This is a genomic window from Streptomyces sp. H51 (assembly GCF_035656535.1).
Classification (GTDB): Bacteria; Actinomycetota; Actinomycetes; order Streptomycetales; family Streptomycetaceae; genus Streptomyces.
In genome coordinates, this window is the sequence record NZ_JAYMHD010000069.1 from 25,482 (window position 1) to 41,384 (window position 15,903).

A 15,903-nucleotide genomic window follows, 5' to 3' on the forward strand; every position below is an offset into this window, starting at 1 on the left:
GTGACATGCGAGAACGAACGCCGGAACCGTCCGGTCTGCGTGGGGACTGCGGACGCTGTTTCGGGTTGTGCTGCGTCGCCCTGCCCTTCGCCGCCTCCGCGGACTTCGCGGTCGACAAGGAGGCCGGGCGGCCCTGTTCGAACCTGCGCGGTGACCACCGCTGCGGCATCCACGCCCGGCTGCGGCAGGAGGGCTTCACCGGCTGCACGGTCTACGACTGCTTCGGCGCCGGCCAGAAGGTCTCCCAGGTCACCTTCGCCGGGCAGGACTGGCGCACGGGGTCGCGCGAGCACGCCCGGAGCATGTTCGAGATCTTCCCGGTCGTCCGGCAGCTGCACGAACTGCTCTGGTACCTCACCGAGGCGCTCACCCTGCCCGCCGCCCGCCCGGTCCACGCCGAGCTGCGCCGGACGCTCGACGAGACCGAGCGGCTCACTCGCCGCGGTCCGGCGGAACTGGCGGAGCTGGACGTCGCCGCGCACCGGCGGGAGGTCGACGTGCTGTTGCTCAGGACCAGCGAACTGGTGCGGGCCGGCACCCGCGGCCGGCGCAAGGACCGCCGCGGCGCGGACCTCATCGGCGCCCGCCTCAAGGGCGCCGACCTGCGCGGCGCGAACCTGCGCGGCGCCTACCTCATAGCTGCCGACCTGACCGGAGCCGATCTGCGCGGCGCGGATCTGATCGGCGCCGACCTGCGCGACACCGACCTCACGGACGCCGACCTGACCGGCGCCTTCTTCCTCACCCAGCCGCAGCTCGACGCGGCCCGCGGCGGCGTCGGCACCCGGCTGCCGGAGTCAGTCGCCCGCCCCGCGCACTGGACAGCGCGGCGCTGACGGCCCGTCCTGGGCGTCCGGCACCGGCGGGACCGGGGCGCCGGCCGCGCGCCGCTCCAGGCGCAGCCGCAGCCCGTCCGGCATCAGCGTGAGCCGCTCGGTCACCCGCAGCCGGTAGCCCGGGTCGGGGACGAGCAGGTAGCGGCGCAGCAGCAGACCGAGCACCAGCGTGGCCTCGTGCAGCGCGAACTGCCGGCCGATGCACGCCCGCGCGCCCGTGCCGAACGGCTTGAAGACGTGCGGGGGCCTGGACCGTACGGCCTTCGGGTCGAAGCGGTCCGGGTCGAACCGTTCGGCGTCCGGGCCCCAGGCCGCCGGGTCGCGGTGCAGCATCGGCGTGAGGATCAGCGCCCACGCTCCACGGCGCATCGGATGGACGCCGTCCAGCACCGTGTCGCACCGCGCCTCCCGGGCGAAGGCGGGCGCCGTCGGCCACAGCCGCAGGGCCTCGTCCAGCACCCGGCGCACGTACCGCAGCTTGGCCACCTGCTCGTAGCCGGGGACCGCCGTGTCACCCCAGACGGCGTCCACCTCGGCGCGGGCGCGGGCCGCGATCTCGGGATGGCGGGAGAGGTAGTGCAGGGCGAAGGACAGCGCGCCCGACGTCGTCTCGTGGCCGGCCACCAGGAACGTGATGACCTGGCGGCGCACGTTCCGGTCCGACAGCCGCTCCCCGGTCTCGGGATGGGCCGTGTGCAGCATCCGGTCCAGCAGGTCCCCGTCCCCGCTCGACGCGCGGCGGGCCCGGACGAGTTCGTCGACGGTGTGGTTGAGGAAGGCGATGTCGGCCTCGTTGCGCCGGGCCGCGCGCCGCATCAGGCGCGGGAAGGGCACGGTGTTCAGGCGCTGGGCGTAGCTGAGCGCGCCCACCATCGCGGTCACGAAGGGGTGCGGCCGGGCGCGCTCGAAGGAGTCGAAGTCGTGCCCGAAGCCGGTGCGCGCCATGGTCTCCAGCGTCAGCTTGGTCATGTCACCGGGCACGTCCACCGCCCGGCCCGCCGCCAGTTCGCGGTCCCAGTGGTCGGTGAGCCGGCCGGCCACGTCCAGCATCATCGGGTGGTAGGCCGCCATGGCCTCCCGGCTGAAGCCCGGCGCGAGGACGTCGTGGGCCAGCTGCCAGTTCGGCTCGTGGTTGTACGCCGTGAACAGCCCGTCCCCGGCGACCGGCCGCAGGTTGGCGACGCCCAGGCCGACGTGCTTGGCGAACCGCGACTCGTCCGCCATGTCGGCCACGACACCGGCACCCCACACGAACACGAACTCCCGGCCGAAGGCCGCGAGCCGGAAGACCGGCCCCAGCTGCCGACCGCGCCGCACGGCGTTCTGCAGGGGAGCGCTTCCGCTGGCGCCGAGCAGGTCGCCGAGCAGCGGCAGCCGGTACGGCGGACGCGGGATCCGGTGCAGCTCTGGCCAGCCCTGCTCCGCGCTGCGAAAGCCCCGGGGCAGGTCGGCCCCGGTCTCTGCCGCGGCCCCGGCCGTGGTCTCCGCCATGACGCGATCTCCCTTGCTGCAGCGGCATGCCGAGCGTGTTGTACGTGGGTTCAATAACGCGTCCCAGTCTGGTCCGGCTGTCGAACCGGCGTCAAGTAAGGTGCGGACATGGCCGCGAACCAGGGCGAGCGCGCGCGCCGCCGGCTCACCACCGAGGAACGCCGGGAACAACTGCTGGCGGTGGGGGCGCGGCTGTTCTCGGAGAGCCCGTACGACGATGTGTGGATCGAGCAGGTCGCCGAGATCGCCGGCGTCTCGCGGGGGCTCCTCTACCACTACTTCCCGACCAAACGGGACTTCTTCGCGGCGGTCGTGGAGCGCGAGAGCGAGCGGATGCTGCGCATGACCGCGGCCGTCCCCGGGGTTCCGGCACGTGACCAGCTCGCGGCGGGCCTGGACACCTTCCTCGCGTACGTCGAGACGCACGCCCACGGCTTCCGCGCCTTCCACCGCGCGGACGCGGCCGGGGACCAGGCCGTGCGCAGGGTCTACCAGCGGTCACTGGCCGCGCAGGAACGGCAGATCCTCGCCGTGCTGGCGGAGGACCCCGAACTGGGGCCCGTCGCGCAGGCCCGCCCCGATCTGCGGCTCGCCGTCCGGGGCTGGTTGGCGTTCACCACGGCCGTCTGCCTGGAGTGGCTGCGCGGCTCGGACCTGACCCGCCAGCAGGTCCGCGACCTGTGCGCGCGGGCCCTGCTGGGCGTCGTCGCACCCTGACCGGAGCGTCTACAGCGGCAGTGCGCAGACGGCGACGGGTGACGCGAACGGCCGCCCGGCCAGGCGCAGTCCGCCGGTGCCGGTGTCCACGTGGAAGACGCTGACCGTGCCGGACCGCTGGTTCGCCGCGAACAGCAGCGTCCCGTCCGGCGAGAAGGCGATCTGCCGCGGGAACCCGCCGGCCACCGGCACCGTGCCCAGCAGGCGCAGCCGCGCGCCGTCGGCCTCCACCGCGTAGCGCGCGATGCTGTCGTGGCCGCGGTTGGCCAGGTAGGCGTACGCGCCGTCGGACGTCACCAGGATCTGCGCCGGGTAGTTGGTGCCCGCGCCCGAGCCCGTGGACTGCGGCTCGCCGATCGTCAGACGGCCGCCTGCCCGGTCGTAGGCGCAGACCGTGACCGTGTCGTCGACCTCGTTGGCCAGGTAGGCGTACCGGCCGCCGGGGTGGAAGGTCAGGTGGCGCGGTCCGGCGCCGGGCCGGGTCCGCGCCCGCGCGGCCTCCGTGAGCCGGCCGGTGCGCGGGTCCAGCCGGTAGGTGTAGACGGTGTCGGTGCCCAGGTCGACGGCGAGCACATGGCCGCCGTCCGGGCTCGTGACGACCTGGTGGGCGTGCGGCCCCCGCTGACCGGGGCCGGGCGCGGGGCTGGAGTGCGTCACCAGGTCGGTGCGCTCGCCGAGCGCGCCGGAGGCGCCGACCGGATGCACGGCGACGCTGCCGGAGGCGTAGTTCGCGCTCAGCAGCCAGCGGCCGCTCGGATGCACGCAGAGGTGGCAGGGCCCGGCCCCGCCGGTGCTCCGGCTGCCCAGGATCCTGCGGTCGGCGAGGCGTACGGCGGTCACCGCGCCGTCCGCGCGCTCGTCGACCGCGTACAGCGTCCGGCCGTCCGGGTGCACGGCGAGGTACGACGGGTCGGCGACGCCGGTGAGGGTCCCGGTCCCGGTGATCGCGCCGGTCCCGGGATCGTAGACGGCCAGGCCGATGCCCTTGCCGCCGCCTTCGACGGAGGTGTAGGTGCCGATGTGGAGCGGGCGCGGGCCGGATGGCTCGCGGGCCGGCCGCCGTGCGGAGGGACGCTCGGCGGGCGGGGTGGCGGGCGGGGGCCCGGCCGCGTCCGGGGCCGACGGGGTGGTCCCCGCCGGTGCGGGCGCCCGTGGGGGCGCGGGCGCGGGCAGTGCCGTCGCCGCGGCCGCCCCCGCGAGAACGCCGACCAGACGGCGCCTGCTCCAGCCGCCGCCCGCCGCTCGTGTCCCACTGCCCATCGTGCACCTCAGGTGATCGGTCGCCCCGGTCGTGACAGCCACCTTCGCGCGGACCACCCGGCCCACGCAAACACCTGCCCTCCGCGCACCACCATGAGCACGCGGCTCCGCCGCCGCGGGCGCCGCCCGGACCTGCTCGCGGTGGCCGACTCGGGCGGCCGGCCGCGGGGCCCGGCCGGGGGCTCCGCCGTGAGGCGTGGGCAGGCGGACAGCCGGGCCCTGCGTGCCCCCGTGAGCTTGCCGTTCCGCCGCCGCGGGCGCCGCGCCTGGGCCTGCTCGCGGTGGCCGGCTCGGGCGGCCTGGCCGCGGGGCCCGGCCGGGGGCTCCGCCGTGCGGCGTGGGCAGGCGGACAGCAGGGCCCTGCGTGCCGCCGCGAGCTTGCCGTTCCGCCGCCGCGGGCGCCGCGCCTGGGCCTGCTCACCGGGCCGGCTCGGGCGGCCTGGCCGCGGGGCCCGGCCGGGGGCTCCGCCGTGCGGCGTGGGCAGGCGGACAGCCGGGCCCTGCGTGCCGCCGCGAGCTTGCCGTTTTGCCGCCGCGGGCGCTGCGCGTGGGCCTGCTCGCGGTGGCCGGCTCGGGCGGCCTGGCCGCGGGGCCCGGCCGGGGGCTCCGCCGTGCGGCGTGGGCAGGCGGACAGCCGGGCCCTGCGTGCCCCCGTGAGCTTGCCGTTCCGCCGCTGCGGGCGCCGCGCCTGGGCCTGCTCACCGGGCCGGCTCGGGCGGCCGGCCGCGGGGGCGGGCCGTGGGCCTCGCCGTGGGGTGTGGGTGCGTGTCCGCCCGGCGCGGCTCGGTCGGCGGTTCGGGCGGGGGCTACCAGTCGCCGTCCTCGACCGGCTTGCCCGGCGCGTCGCCGAGGGGCTGCACCTGGTGCGGGGAGGGAGCCTGCCAGGGCTCGTGGTCGTCCCCGATCCAGTCGCCCACCGGCTTGACCGCCCGCAGCGTGTCCGCCGGGGCGAGGTCCGCCGCGTCCTGGTCGTAGTGGTCGAACCAGGGCAGGCCCGCCCGGGTGTACGCCGCGCGGTCCACCGGCGACGGCGGCGGGGCCTCTCCGGTGATGCGGCGCCACTCCGGCGGCGTCACCAGATGCACGAACACCCGTCCGGCGGGCTCCTCGGCCCAGTCCCGCAGCGGCCGGTCGTCCCGGTAGACCTCCTGGCGCATCGAACCGCCGACGCCCAGCCCCATCGCCGCAGCGCGCGGGGCGCCGGCCATGGCGGGCGCCGGCATCGCGCCCGGCGCGGGCGGGGCGGCCATCGGCATCGCCGCCCCGAAGCCGCCCGACGGCGGCATCACGGCCCGCGCCCGCACGGCCCGCCGCCGTTGCGCCGCCCGCCACTCGGCCAGCTTCCCCTCCTTCAGCGGGAAGGACTGCAGCTGCACGCCGCCCCACACCTCCTCGCCGGTCACCTGGCCCTCGACGGTCGCGCCCATGCCCAGCGGCACCGCCACGAACTGGCGGACGGTGCCCTTGCCGGAGTTGATGCCGTCCAGCCACGGCTGGCGCGGCAGCACCAGATAGTTCTGCGGCTCACGCACCAGCCGGTCGCTCCAGGGCTTGCCCGAGACCGCGCACACCTTGCCCACGCCGACCTGCAGCGCGGCCGGCTCCGTCGTGCCCGAGAAGCTCAGCCACATCGCCTCGCGCAGATAGACCGGAAGCATCACACCACCCCGCGCACGCCACTGCTCGGGCACCGTGTCGGCATGGTCCGCCACCCGCCGGACCGGGAACTCGCCCAGTCCCGGCGGCAGCGGATGGGTGCCCGTCTCCGGCAGGCGCAGCGTGCGCACGAAGCGCACCGCCACACCGCCCGGCAGCCGCAGGGTGTTCCCGTCGATCCGCACCGTGCCGTCCGTCATGCGCCGCCCCTCGTCTCCGGTGACCTCGTCACCTGGGACGGCGCGCGGCGGCGGAGCGGTTCCTGCGCAGCCGCTCCGTGAACCGCAGCCGCTCCCCGATCCGCAGCCGCTTCCCGAGCCGCAGGCTTTCCCGCACCCGGGTGAGCCGCGGCAGGCGCGCGTGCTGCTCGCGGGTCGCACGGTCCAGCTCCTCCAGCAGCCTGCGCGAGCGGTGCTCGGTGTCCATCTCGTCCAGGATGCGGTTGACCTCGGTCAGCACGGCACCGTGCAGTTGCCACTGGCCCACGTCGCGCTGGACCTCCTCCAGCAGCAACTGGGCGAGTTTGTCGCGGGTGGCCGCCGCCTGGCGCAGCTCGGCGATGAGCCGTTCCTCAGCGGACTCGGCGCTCGCGCTGACGTCGGTGGTGACGAGCACCGCGAAGCTGACCACCGCGTCGGCGATCTCCGACAGCAGTTCCTGTACGGCGGCCCCGGTGCGGGGCGAGAACAGCGGATCGGGATCGCGCTCCTTGGCCAGGTCGGTGAGGGTGCGCGCCAGCACCCGCAGCACCACCGTGCAGATCTCCAGCGTGTCCAGACCGGTCCGCAGCACCACCCGGTGCAGCACGCCCTCGCGCACCCGCGGATTGAGCCGCAGACTGTCCTCGGCCTGCCGCAGGGCGGCGTCCACGTCGGCGATGTCGTGGTCCAGCCGGCGCGCCTCGTACAGCCGCTCGGTCGCCCGTTCGACGGGTGTGCGGCCCGCCGCCTCCTCGCCCATCCGGAGCATCAGCCGCCGCACCCGCCGGGCCAGGCCCTCGATCGACTCACCCGCCTTGTCCACCCACACCGGCGGTGCGAACAGCAGATTGCAGCCGAGCCCGACGACCGCGCCGATCAGGGTCTCCACCACCCTGGCCCAGGCCGTGTTGCCGACGGCCGTGACCCCGAGCACCAGCATCGCGCTGATCGCCACCTCGGGCACGTACTCGTCGACCCGCACCAGGTGTCCCACGGCCAGCGAGGCCACGATCAGCAGGGCGAGACTCCACCAGGTCAGGCCCACCAGCAGGCTGAAGGCGATGGCTACGAGCACCCCGGCGACCACCGCGTTGACCCGGCGGATGCCGTTGGTGAGCGTGGCGTACAGCGTGACCTGGACGACCAGCAGGGCGGTCAGCGGCGCGGTCAGCGGGGCGGCCTCGGGGCTCAGACGGAGCGCGACGACGTATGCGATCGACGCCGCGGCCGCCGATCGCAGCGCCTGGACGACCACGGGGTCCCGGCGCCGTTTCGCGAAACGCACCAGGGCCGCGGTCAGCTCATGTACCTCACCCATCCCTGGCCTTCTCCCCCGTCCACGGATGGCTTGAACCAGTCCTCCCCGCGCTTCGTCGCACGCCGTCAGGCGCAGAGCTTGTCGAGGAAGGCGGACAGGTTGTTCCGGGTGCGGGCGATCTGTTCCTCCAGGCTGAGGCTCTCCTCGAAGCGGGCGCCGCTGTCCGGGACCTTCTTGCCCCGCACGTAGAGGGAGCAGGCGAGGTCCGTGCACATGTACACACCGACGGAGTTGCCCTCGCGCCCCGCCGCGCCCGCCTTCCGGGCCGTCATCAGCGAGACACCGCCGCCCGGGTGGGTCGTCAGGCACAGTGAACACATGCTGCGGTGCAGAAAACCCCGCTGCGAGGGCGGGTAACGCAGCGTCAGGCCGACCGGCCGGCCCTCACGCTCGGTGATCAGGTAGCTGCGATCGGGCGCGCCCGGATCCCGCCAGCCCAGGAAGTCCAGGTCGTCCCAGGGGCGTCGGTCCAGGTCGCGGGGGACCGCCACGCGCTTGGCCTCGCCCTTGGAGCAGTTGACGAACGAGGTGCGGATCTCCTGCTCGGTGAGTGATCGCACGGGGAAGCCTCCTGGTCTCGATGCGCCTCGGCGCAAACCTAGGGGTCCTAGGTTCCGGCCAAGGGTAGGCAGGCCGAGGGGGTGTCGGCCACCGGATTTCCGGGGTGCCGGCCGCCTCTTCATTCACAGCGTGAACTAAGGGGCGGGGGAAAATCGCGGCGGGCTCGGGCCGAGGGTATGTTGCGGGTCGGGCAAGGTTCGAAAGGAGCCACATGGCGGGGCGGAACGGGCGCACGGTACGCGATCTCAGGCGGGCCAACCGGACGGCCCTGCTGCAACGGCTCTACTTCGACGGCCCCCTCAGCCGCTTCGAGCTGGGCCCGGCCACCGGCCTCAGCTCCGGCTCGGTCAGCAACGTGGTCGCGGACCTCGTCGCCGACGGCCTGGTCGAGGAGGCCGGCAGCGTCGACTCCGACGGCGGCCGCCCGCGCACCCTGCTGCGTGTCGCGCCGGGCAGCGGCCACATGATCGGCGTCGACGTCGGCGAGACGCGCGTGCGCATCGAACTGTTCGACCTCACCCTCACAGAACTCGCCCGGGCCGAGCGCGCCCTCACCCAGCGGCGCTACGAGGTCGAGGTCATCGTCGGCCACATCCGCGACGGCATCTCCGAAGTGCTCGACACCGCCGGCATCGCCCCGGAGCAGCTCCTCGGCGTCGGCATCGGCGTCCCCGGCATCGTCGAGCACACCGCCGACCACGGCGCCGTCGTGCACGGGCAGACCATCGGCTGGGACGCCGTACCGCTGGAGAGCCTGCTGCGCGCGGGCTCCCCGCTCCCGGACAGCGTGCGGTACTTCATCGACAACGGCGCCCAGACGCTCGGCCAGGCCGAGATGTGGTTCGGCGGCGGACGCGGCGCGCGCAACGCCGTCGTCGTGCTGTTCGGCTCCGGCGTCGGCGCCTGCCTGGTCACGCCCGAGGTGGAACAGGGCCGCGCGGTGGAGTGGGGGCATCTGACGGTACGGGTCAGGGGGCGCCGCTGCCGCTGCGGCGCGCTCGGCTGCCTGGAGGCCTACGCGGGCGCCGAGTCGCTGCTGGACCGGTGGCGCGAGGAGGGCGGACGTCCGCCGCGGGGCGCCGATGAGGAGACCGCGCTGACCGCGATGCTGACGGCCGCCTATCCGCCCGAGGGCACCGCCGCCGACCCGGTCGCCCTCGCGGTCCTGGAGGAGACCGCCGAGTACCTGGGAGCCGGCCTGTCCGACCTGATCAACCTGTTCCAGCCCGAGCGCATCCTCATCGGCGGCTGGGCCGGCCTCCAGCTCGGCTCCCGTTTCCTGCCCGCCGTGCGCCGGTACGCGGCCTCCTACGCGCTGCGCCACCCGGCCGAGAAGGTCACCGTCGACCTCGGCCGGCTCGGGCCGGACGCGGTGACCGTGGGCGCCGCGATCCTGCCCCTCGCGGACTTCTTCGCGCGCGGCGGCCGCCGCATCGAGCCCGCCCCCGAGGGCCCGGCCCCCGCCTGGCACACGGCACTGCGGGAGCGCGCGCCGCACTGATGTTTCGCCGGTCACCGGCGGAGGTACTCGCCGGGCGCCCGACGACACGAAAGGGGTGGGCACGTGGCCGACCGGCGAAGCACAGGGCAGGACGGCGATCCCGTTCCGCGGGACATGCCGGACCAATTGGCCCGTGAGGGCGAGGACCCGTGGGAGGTGGCACCCGGCGCCTCCGACGAGGAGAAGTCCGCCGCCGACCTCACGGACACCGACGAGGCGGGCACGGGCCGCCAGGACGGCCCGCGCTCGGCGACCGTTCATCAGGAAGACCCCATCGAGGAACACCCCGCTCCGGACGAGCCCACGGCCTGACCGGCGCCCGCGACCCGTCCGCGCCGGGGCCCGCGACCCGTCCGCGCCGGGGCCCGCGACCCGTCCGCGCCGGCGCCCGCGACCCGTCCGCGCCGCCGTCCGTCCGACAGCCCGGTCGTTCCGGAGGGCGCGCCCTGCGGGGGTGGGCTCCGGAGCCGGGGTGGCCGGTTCCGGGGGGCAGGGTCAGCTCGCCCTGCGGCCCCGCAGCGGCTCCGTAGGGCCGCCCTCCCCGTGCTGCAGACCCCGCAGGAGCTCCTCCAGCACCTCGCTCGCCGTGTGCTCCGGGTTCCACCCCAGCTCGGCACGCGCGCGCGTGCAGTCCATCAGCGGCAGCCGCAGCACCGCGTCGAACAGGTGGGGCGAGGCCGGCAGCAGATGCAGGCCCCACGCGGCGGCGATCGCCGAGCGGGCCGCGGCGCGCGGCAGCCGGACCGGGCGCGAGCCGAGCAACTCGGCCAGCAGCCCCGCGTCGACCGGTGGCTCGGCGGCCAGGTTGAAGGCGCCCCGCGCGTCGGAGCCCAGCGCCAGCACGTACGCCTTGGCGGCGTCGTCGGTGTGCAGCGCCTGCACCCGCAGCCCGGGGACGTCGGGCAGGAACGGCAGCAGTTCGGGACGCGTCAGCGGGCCCGGCAGGAACTTGCCGCCGAAGATGCGGCGCTGCTCGCTCGCCGACTCACGCTTGAAGAGGAACGCGGGCCGCATCCGGACCACGCGCACCTCGGGACGATCCCGCTCGAACGTGTCCAGGGCGCGCTCCAGGTACGCCTTCTCCCGGCAGTACGCGGCGTCCGGCCAGCCGTGCGTCGGCCACGACTCGTCCACCGCGTGGTCCTTGGGCCCCGGCGAGTACGCGCCGACCGAGGACGCGTGCACCAGCGTCGGCACCCCGGCCGCCGCCACCGCGTCGAACACGCGGAGGGAGCCGAGGACGTTCGTGCGCCAGGTCGTCGCCGGATCGTGCGTCGGCTGGAACGCCCACGCCAGGTGCACCACCGCGTCGGCTCCCGCGAACTCCGCGGCCAGATCCGCCCGTTCCGAGGACAGGTCGATGGCCGACCATTCCGTCCTCGGCGGCGACCAGTCGGGGATCCGCCGGGCCAGTCCCCGCACGGACTCCGTCCCCGGATCCTCGGAGAGGAGACGCACCACGCTGGTGCCGACGTTGCCCGTGGCGCCCGTGACGACGATCCTGCTGCCCGCTGCGCTGCTCACCTTCGGCTCCCTTCGGCTGTTCCCCGGCCCCGCGATGACCGGGGGGAGTGCCGAGTACCCGGCCGGGAAGGACGCACGCGGGCGGCCCGGCGGCCCGGTACAGCCCGCCGCGGGCGGACGGAAGGGGCCCCGACCGGACGGGGGGATCACGGTCGGGGCCGACAAAGGGTGGGCACGCACGGCGGTCGCCTCCCGGCGAAGGGGCTCCACAGGGCTTCAGCCGAACGATCGTCCCCGTGGGCGGACGGTGAGGCCCGGGGACCCTGTCCCGTCCGCACCCACGACCCGTCCAACGGGGGAGCCGCACCCGGTGTTCCCCGGCTTGTCCATGCTTGTAGTGATCTGGGTCACTGTGCCCGTCCGCCGCATCAGGCGAGCGGGCTGTCCTTCAGCCGGGCCAGCAGGTCGGCGACGTCGTCGTAGACGGCCTCCGCTCCCGCCTCCCGCAGGGCGTGGCGCGGGATGCCGCCGGACAGGACGCCCAGGCAGCGCACGCCCGCGCGGCGACCGGCCTGCATGTCCCACACGGTGTCGCCGACGAAGACGGCCCGTTCCGCGGGCACCCCGGCCAGCTCCAGGGCGTGTTCGACGGGCTCGGGCGCCGGTTTGCCCTGCTCGACGTCGTCGGCGCCGGCCATGGCGGTGATCGCGTCGTCGGCGTCGATCGCGCGGCGCAGCGCGGACAGTTCCGGACCGCTCGCCGAGGTCGCCAGGACCACCTTCCAGCCGTTGTGGTGCAGGTGCCGCAGCAGCCGGCCGGCGTCCCGCAGCGGCGGCAGCCGGTCGTAGTACTGCCCGTACAGCGTCTTGTGCGCGGCACTGAGCCGTGCTTCCAGCTCCTCGTCGTGCTCGTCGTGCTCGTCGTCGAGCAGCCGGGCGACGAGGTCCGCGGAGCTCAGTCCCACGGACCGGTGGACGGCGTGCATGGACACCCGGTGCCCCGCCTGGCGGAACGCCTCCCACCAGGTCACCACGTGCAGATGGTTGGTGTCGACGAGCGTCCCGTCGATGTCGAACACGGCTGCCCGGTCCATGCCGCTCCCTTCCTCGGTGGGCGCACGAGTACCACGTCAGGGGCCCGGCACTCCCGAGGGCGTGCGTCCCTCTCGGGTCCAGGCCAGCAGTTCCTTCGCGGTCCAGGTGGTGACCACCCGCTCGGCCGGCACCCCGCACTCCTCGGCCCGCTCGCAACCGAGGATCTGCCAGTCCAGCTGGCCGGGCGCGTGGGCGTCGGTGTCGACGGAGAACAGCACGCCCGCGTCCACGGCCCGGCGCAGCAGCCGCCGGGGCGGATCCAGCCGTTCGGGCCGGCTGTTGATCTCCACGGCCGTGCCGCTGTCCGCGCACGCGGCGAAGACCTCGTCGGCGTCGAACCGCGACTCCGGACGCCCCCGTCCGGTGACCAGCCTTCCGGTGCAGTGGCCGAGGACGTCGGCGTGCTCGTCGCGCACGGCCCGCACCAGGCGGCGGGTCATGGCGCGGGCGTCCATGCGCAGCTTGGAGTGTGCCGACACCACCACGACGTCGAGCCGCTCCAGCAGTTCCGGCTCCTGGTCCAGCGAGCCGTCCTCGAGGATGTCGCACTCGATCCCGGTGAGCAGCCGGAACGGCGCCCACGTCGCGTTCAGCCGCGCGACCACGTCCAACTGCTCGCGCAGCCGCTCGGCCGACAGCCCGCGTGCCACGGTCAGCCGCGGCGAGTGGTCGGTGAGGGCCGCCCACTCGTGCCCGAGCGCCGCAGCGGTCCGGCCCATCTCCTCGATCGGGCTGCCGCCGTCCGACCAGTCGGAGTGCAGATGGCAGTCCCCGCGCAGCAGGGCCCGCAGCCGCGCGCCGCCCCCGCCGCGGGGTGCTCCGGCCTCGTCCTCCAGCTTCCGCAGATAGCCGGGCACCTGCCCGGCCAGCGCCTCCCGCACCACCTGCGCGGTCTTCGGGCCCACGCCCCTGAGCGACTCCAGCGACCCGCTCGCGGCCCGTTCGCGCACCTCCTCGCCGGGCAGCGACGTCAGCACGCGGGCCGCGGTGCGGAAGGCGCGCACCCGGTACGTCGGCGCCAGCGAGCGCTCCAGCAGGAAGGCGATCCGCTCCAGTGCCTCGACGGGGTCCATCGTCACCTTCTTCCTCGCGGTCCTCCTCCAGGGTTCCCCAGCGGCGCCCGGCACGCACGGTTTGCCTGCCGCCCGCCCGGGTACTGCGATGGCTCGCCCACCTGCCACGATCCCGAGGAGGCCGTGATGTCCGAGCCCGCCCGCGGCAAGGCCGCCGTGATCACCGGCGCCGACTCCGGCATCGGCCGGGCCACGGCGGTGCGCCTGGCCCGGGCCGGGATGGACATCGGCATCACCTGGCACAGCGACCGCGAGGGGGCGGAGCGGACGGCGCGGGAGGTACGCGCCCACGGCCGGCGGGCCGCGGTGGCGCGGGCGGACCTGACCCGGCTGCCGGCCGCCGCGGACGTCGTCGACGAGCTGTGCGACCGGCTCGGCCGCGTCGACGTCCTGGTCAACAACGCCGGTACGGGCACCATGACGCCGTTCCTCGACCTGGAGCCCGACGACGTGCGCGAGGTGCTGGAGGTGGACCTGATCGGCCCCTTCCTGTGCGGGCAGAAGGCGGCCCGGCACATGATCCGGCAGGGTGACGGCGGCCGGATCGTCAACGTCACCTCCGTGCACGAGCACCAGCCGCGGGTGGGCGCCGCGCCGTACTGCGCGGCCAAGGGCGGACTCGGCCTGCTCACCCAGGTGATGGCGCTCGAACTCGCCGAGCACGGCATCACCGTCAACGCCGTGGCGCCGGGCGAGATCGCCACGCCGATGACCGGCCAGGAGGACACCGACGTGCGTACCGAACACCGCCCCGGGGTGCCGCTCGGGCGGCCCGGGGACGCCCGCGAGGTCGCCGCCGTGATCGCGTTCCTCGCCGGGCCCGGGGCCTCGTACGTCACCGGCGCGTCCTGGAGCGTGGACGGCGGCATGCTGCGGATGGGACCGCAGGCCGGCTCGCATCTGACCAGCGACGACTGGCGCCGTCCGTGAGACCTTCGTGAGACCTCCGGGCGTCCGGCCACGCGGCGGACGGGGGCGGCGGCGGTGCTCGACGTGGCGCGCGGGCGCCCCGGCCGGACCGGCATGGCCGAGCCGGGACGGCCGGATCCGGCCTACGCTCTATGGCATGACCGAAATCGGGAGCCCGCACATCGCCCGTCCGCGGATCGTGGTGCTCGGAGTGCAGCCGGGCACGCCGCCGTTCCGGATCGTGGAGATCGACGGCCAGATGGTCGCCGAGGCGACGACCCTCGTCGACGTACTGGAGGCCGCCGCAGCGTTCGGGATCCACGTGCACGACCTCGACGATCCGGACGTCGTGTGCTGGGTGGGCGGGGACAAGTTCACCTGGAAGCTGCACTGAGGGTCCGCCAGGACCGCGCGGAACCGGTCAGCCGACCGTCCATTTCTGGTTGGCGCCGCCCGTGCAGGTCCAGATCTGCAGCCGGGTGCCGTTGGCCGAGTCGTTGCCGGTCACGTCCAGGCACTTGTCGGCCCGCGGGTTGACGATGTCGTGCGCGGCGGTGACGGTCCACTTCTGGTTGGCGCCGCCGGTGCAGTCCCACAGTTGGACGGTGGAGCCGTCGGCGGTGCCGTTGTCGGTGACGTCCAGACACTTGCCGAGCGCGCGCAGGGTGCCGTCGGAGCCGACGGTCCACTGCTGGGCCGCGGTGCCGTTGCAGTCGTAGAGCTGGACGGGCGTGCCGTTGGCCGGGTTCGCCCCGGCGACGTCGACGCACTTGCCGGCCAGGCCCTTGATCGCGACCGCGGAGGCGGTGTCGCCGGTCGTCACCGACACCGAGTCGACGACCAGTTGTTGCGGGAAGGCCGTCGAGGCGTCGGGGTCGCCGGGCCAGTAGCCGCCCACGGCGAGGTTCAGGATCAGGAAGAACGGCTTGTCGAAGACCCAGGTCCGGCCGCCCAGGTCGGCGGGTGTGCGCCGCTGGTAGACGGTGCCGTCCACGGACCAGGTGATCGAGCCGGGCGCCCAGTCGACGGCGAAGGTGTGGAAGGCGTCCGCGAAGGCCTGCCCGCCGGGCAGGGTGTAGGCGGCGCCGATGCCCCCGGAACCGGAGTACCCGGGGCCGTGGATGGTGCCGTGCACGGTGGAGGGCTCGAAGCCGACGTTCTCCATGACGTCGATCTCGCCGGAGTCCGGCCAGTTGACGGGGGTGCCGAGCATCCAGAACGCCGGCCACATGCCCTGGCCCCGTGGGATCTTCATCCGGGCCTCGACATGACCGTACTGCGCGGTGAACTTCCCGGCGGTGTTGATCCGGGCCGAGGTGTACTGGCAGGTGCCGTACCAGCACTGGTAGCCGGCCGGGTTCTCGCGGCGGGCCGTGATGACCAGGTGGCCCTGACCGTCCAGCGCGGCGTTCCTGTTGCCGGACGTGTAGTACTGCCGCTCGTGGTTGTTGACGTTGTCGCCGGTCTCCACCTGCCACTTGGCGGAGTCGACCGCGGCCCCGGCGGGCCCGTCGAAGGTGTCGGAGAACGTCACCGCGGCCGCGGCGGTCGAGGCGGTCGCGGCCGACTCGGGCCGCGCCTGCGCCGGGCCGCCGGCGAGGGTGGCGATCAGCGCGGCGGCGGACAGGGCGGCGAACAGGAATCTGCGCGGCAGAAGGGGGGAGGCCACGGCACTTCCTTCCGTACGGCGGCGCGGCGGCGGGGCCGGCCGGCCGGGGTGGGGGTGAAAGGCGCTGTCAGTGCTGCCTCTTGATTTAAGGAGTGAGATAAGTGGGCGTCAAGAGGTTGGTGCGGACCAGGAGTCGACAGGGCCCCGGGTCGT

At 74.7% G+C, this 15,903-nt stretch carries 15 protein-coding genes; 6 read left to right on the plus strand and 9 right to left on the minus strand.

Annotated elements, in window-relative coordinates:
* Positions 1 to 5: 5 nt before the first annotated feature.
* Positions 6 to 836 (plus strand): pentapeptide repeat-containing protein, encoded by an 831-nt coding sequence (locus VKA29_RS24590; RefSeq protein WP_324788137.1) that lies wholly within the window; start codon positions 6 to 8, stop codon positions 834 to 836.
* On the opposite strand, the gene VKA29_RS24595 is transcribed toward VKA29_RS24590, so the two are convergent.
* Entirely contained in the window at positions 798 to 2,327 is a 1,530-nt protein-coding gene (locus VKA29_RS24595; RefSeq protein WP_324788138.1) for a cytochrome P450, read from the minus strand. The two genes, VKA29_RS24590 and VKA29_RS24595, sit on opposite strands and share 39 nt — an antisense overlap.
* A gap of 108 nt (positions 2,328 to 2,435) precedes the next feature.
* Here VKA29_RS24595 and VKA29_RS24600 point away from each other — a divergent pair, with 108 nt between their 5' ends.
* Positions 2,436 to 3,044 (plus strand): helix-turn-helix domain-containing protein, encoded by a 609-nt coding sequence (locus tag VKA29_RS24600; protein ID WP_324788139.1) that lies wholly within the window; start codon positions 2,436 to 2,438, stop codon positions 3,042 to 3,044.
* 9 nt (positions 3,045 to 3,053) lie between these two features.
* Here the strand turns inward: VKA29_RS24600 and VKA29_RS24605 are convergent, their stop codons facing one another.
* The 4 genes from VKA29_RS24605 to VKA29_RS24620 all read right to left on the minus strand — a co-directional run bounded on the left by VKA29_RS24605 (position 3,054) and on the right by VKA29_RS24620 (position 8,038).
* A complete protein-coding gene (locus VKA29_RS24605; RefSeq protein ID WP_324788140.1) occupies positions 3,054 to 4,304 on the minus strand; it encodes a lactonase family protein in 1,251 nt (416 codons plus the stop codon).
* Positions 4,305 to 5,110: 806 nt separating this feature from the next.
* Entirely contained in the window at positions 5,111 to 6,160 is a 1,050-nt protein-coding gene (locus VKA29_RS24610) for a hypothetical protein (protein ID WP_324788141.1), read from the minus strand.
* Between the two features lie 28 nt (positions 6,161 to 6,188).
* Positions 6,189 to 7,478, minus strand: coding sequence for an FUSC family protein (locus tag VKA29_RS24615; RefSeq protein WP_324788142.1), 1,290 nt, complete (start codon positions 7,476 to 7,478; stop codon positions 6,189 to 6,191).
* Between the two features lie 65 nt (positions 7,479 to 7,543).
* Positions 7,544 to 8,038, minus strand: coding sequence for an FBP domain-containing protein (locus VKA29_RS24620; RefSeq protein WP_324788143.1), 495 nt, complete (start codon positions 8,036 to 8,038; stop codon positions 7,544 to 7,546).
* Positions 8,039 to 8,250: 212 nt separating this feature from the next.
* Here VKA29_RS24620 and VKA29_RS24625 point away from each other — a divergent pair, with 212 nt between their 5' ends.
* Together VKA29_RS24625 and VKA29_RS24630 are read left to right on the plus strand one after the other, a co-directional pair.
* The gene (locus VKA29_RS24625; protein WP_324788144.1) at positions 8,251 to 9,540 is read left to right on the plus strand and encodes an ROK family transcriptional regulator; all 1,290 of its coding nucleotides are present in this window, start codon (positions 8,251 to 8,253) and stop codon (positions 9,538 to 9,540) included.
* Positions 9,541 to 9,654: 114 nt separating this feature from the next.
* Positions 9,655 to 9,852, plus strand: coding sequence for a hypothetical protein (locus tag VKA29_RS24630; protein ID WP_324788145.1), 198 nt, complete (start codon positions 9,655 to 9,657; stop codon positions 9,850 to 9,852).
* 183 nt (positions 9,853 to 10,035) lie between these two features.
* On the opposite strand, the gene VKA29_RS24635 is transcribed toward VKA29_RS24630, so the two are convergent.
* The 3 genes from VKA29_RS24635 to VKA29_RS24645 form a co-directional block, all read right to left on the minus strand.
* Positions 10,036 to 11,064, minus strand: a complete 1,029-nt coding sequence (locus VKA29_RS24635) for an SDR family oxidoreductase (RefSeq protein WP_324788146.1) — start codon at positions 11,062 to 11,064, stop codon at positions 10,036 to 10,038.
* A gap of 368 nt (positions 11,065 to 11,432) precedes the next feature.
* Positions 11,433 to 12,098: an HAD family hydrolase gene (locus tag VKA29_RS24640; RefSeq protein WP_324788147.1), complete on the minus strand. Its 666-nt coding sequence runs from the start codon at positions 12,096 to 12,098 to the stop codon at positions 11,433 to 11,435.
* 36 nt (positions 12,099 to 12,134) lie between these two features.
* Positions 12,135 to 13,172: a PHP domain-containing protein gene (locus VKA29_RS24645; protein ID WP_324788280.1), complete on the minus strand. Its 1,038-nt coding sequence runs from the start codon at positions 13,170 to 13,172 to the stop codon at positions 12,135 to 12,137.
* A 126-nt stretch (positions 13,173 to 13,298) separates the two neighbouring features.
* Here VKA29_RS24645 and VKA29_RS24650 point away from each other — a divergent pair, with 126 nt between their 5' ends.
* Positions 13,299 to 14,102 carry an SDR family oxidoreductase gene (locus VKA29_RS24650; protein WP_324788148.1) on the plus strand — a complete coding sequence of 268 codons (804 nt, stop codon included), beginning with the start codon at positions 13,299 to 13,301 and terminating at the stop codon, positions 14,100 to 14,102.
* A gap of 136 nt (positions 14,103 to 14,238) precedes the next feature.
* Positions 14,239 to 14,475 (plus strand): hypothetical protein, encoded by a 237-nt coding sequence (locus VKA29_RS24655; RefSeq protein WP_324788149.1) that lies wholly within the window; start codon positions 14,239 to 14,241, stop codon positions 14,473 to 14,475.
* Positions 14,476 to 14,502: 27 nt separating this feature from the next.
* On the opposite strand, the gene VKA29_RS24660 is transcribed toward VKA29_RS24655, so the two are convergent.
* The gene (locus VKA29_RS24660) at positions 14,503 to 15,750 is read right to left on the minus strand and encodes a ricin-type beta-trefoil lectin domain protein (RefSeq protein WP_324788150.1); all 1,248 of its coding nucleotides are present in this window, start codon (positions 15,748 to 15,750) and stop codon (positions 14,503 to 14,505) included.
* Positions 15,751 to 15,903 lie beyond the last annotated feature (153 nt).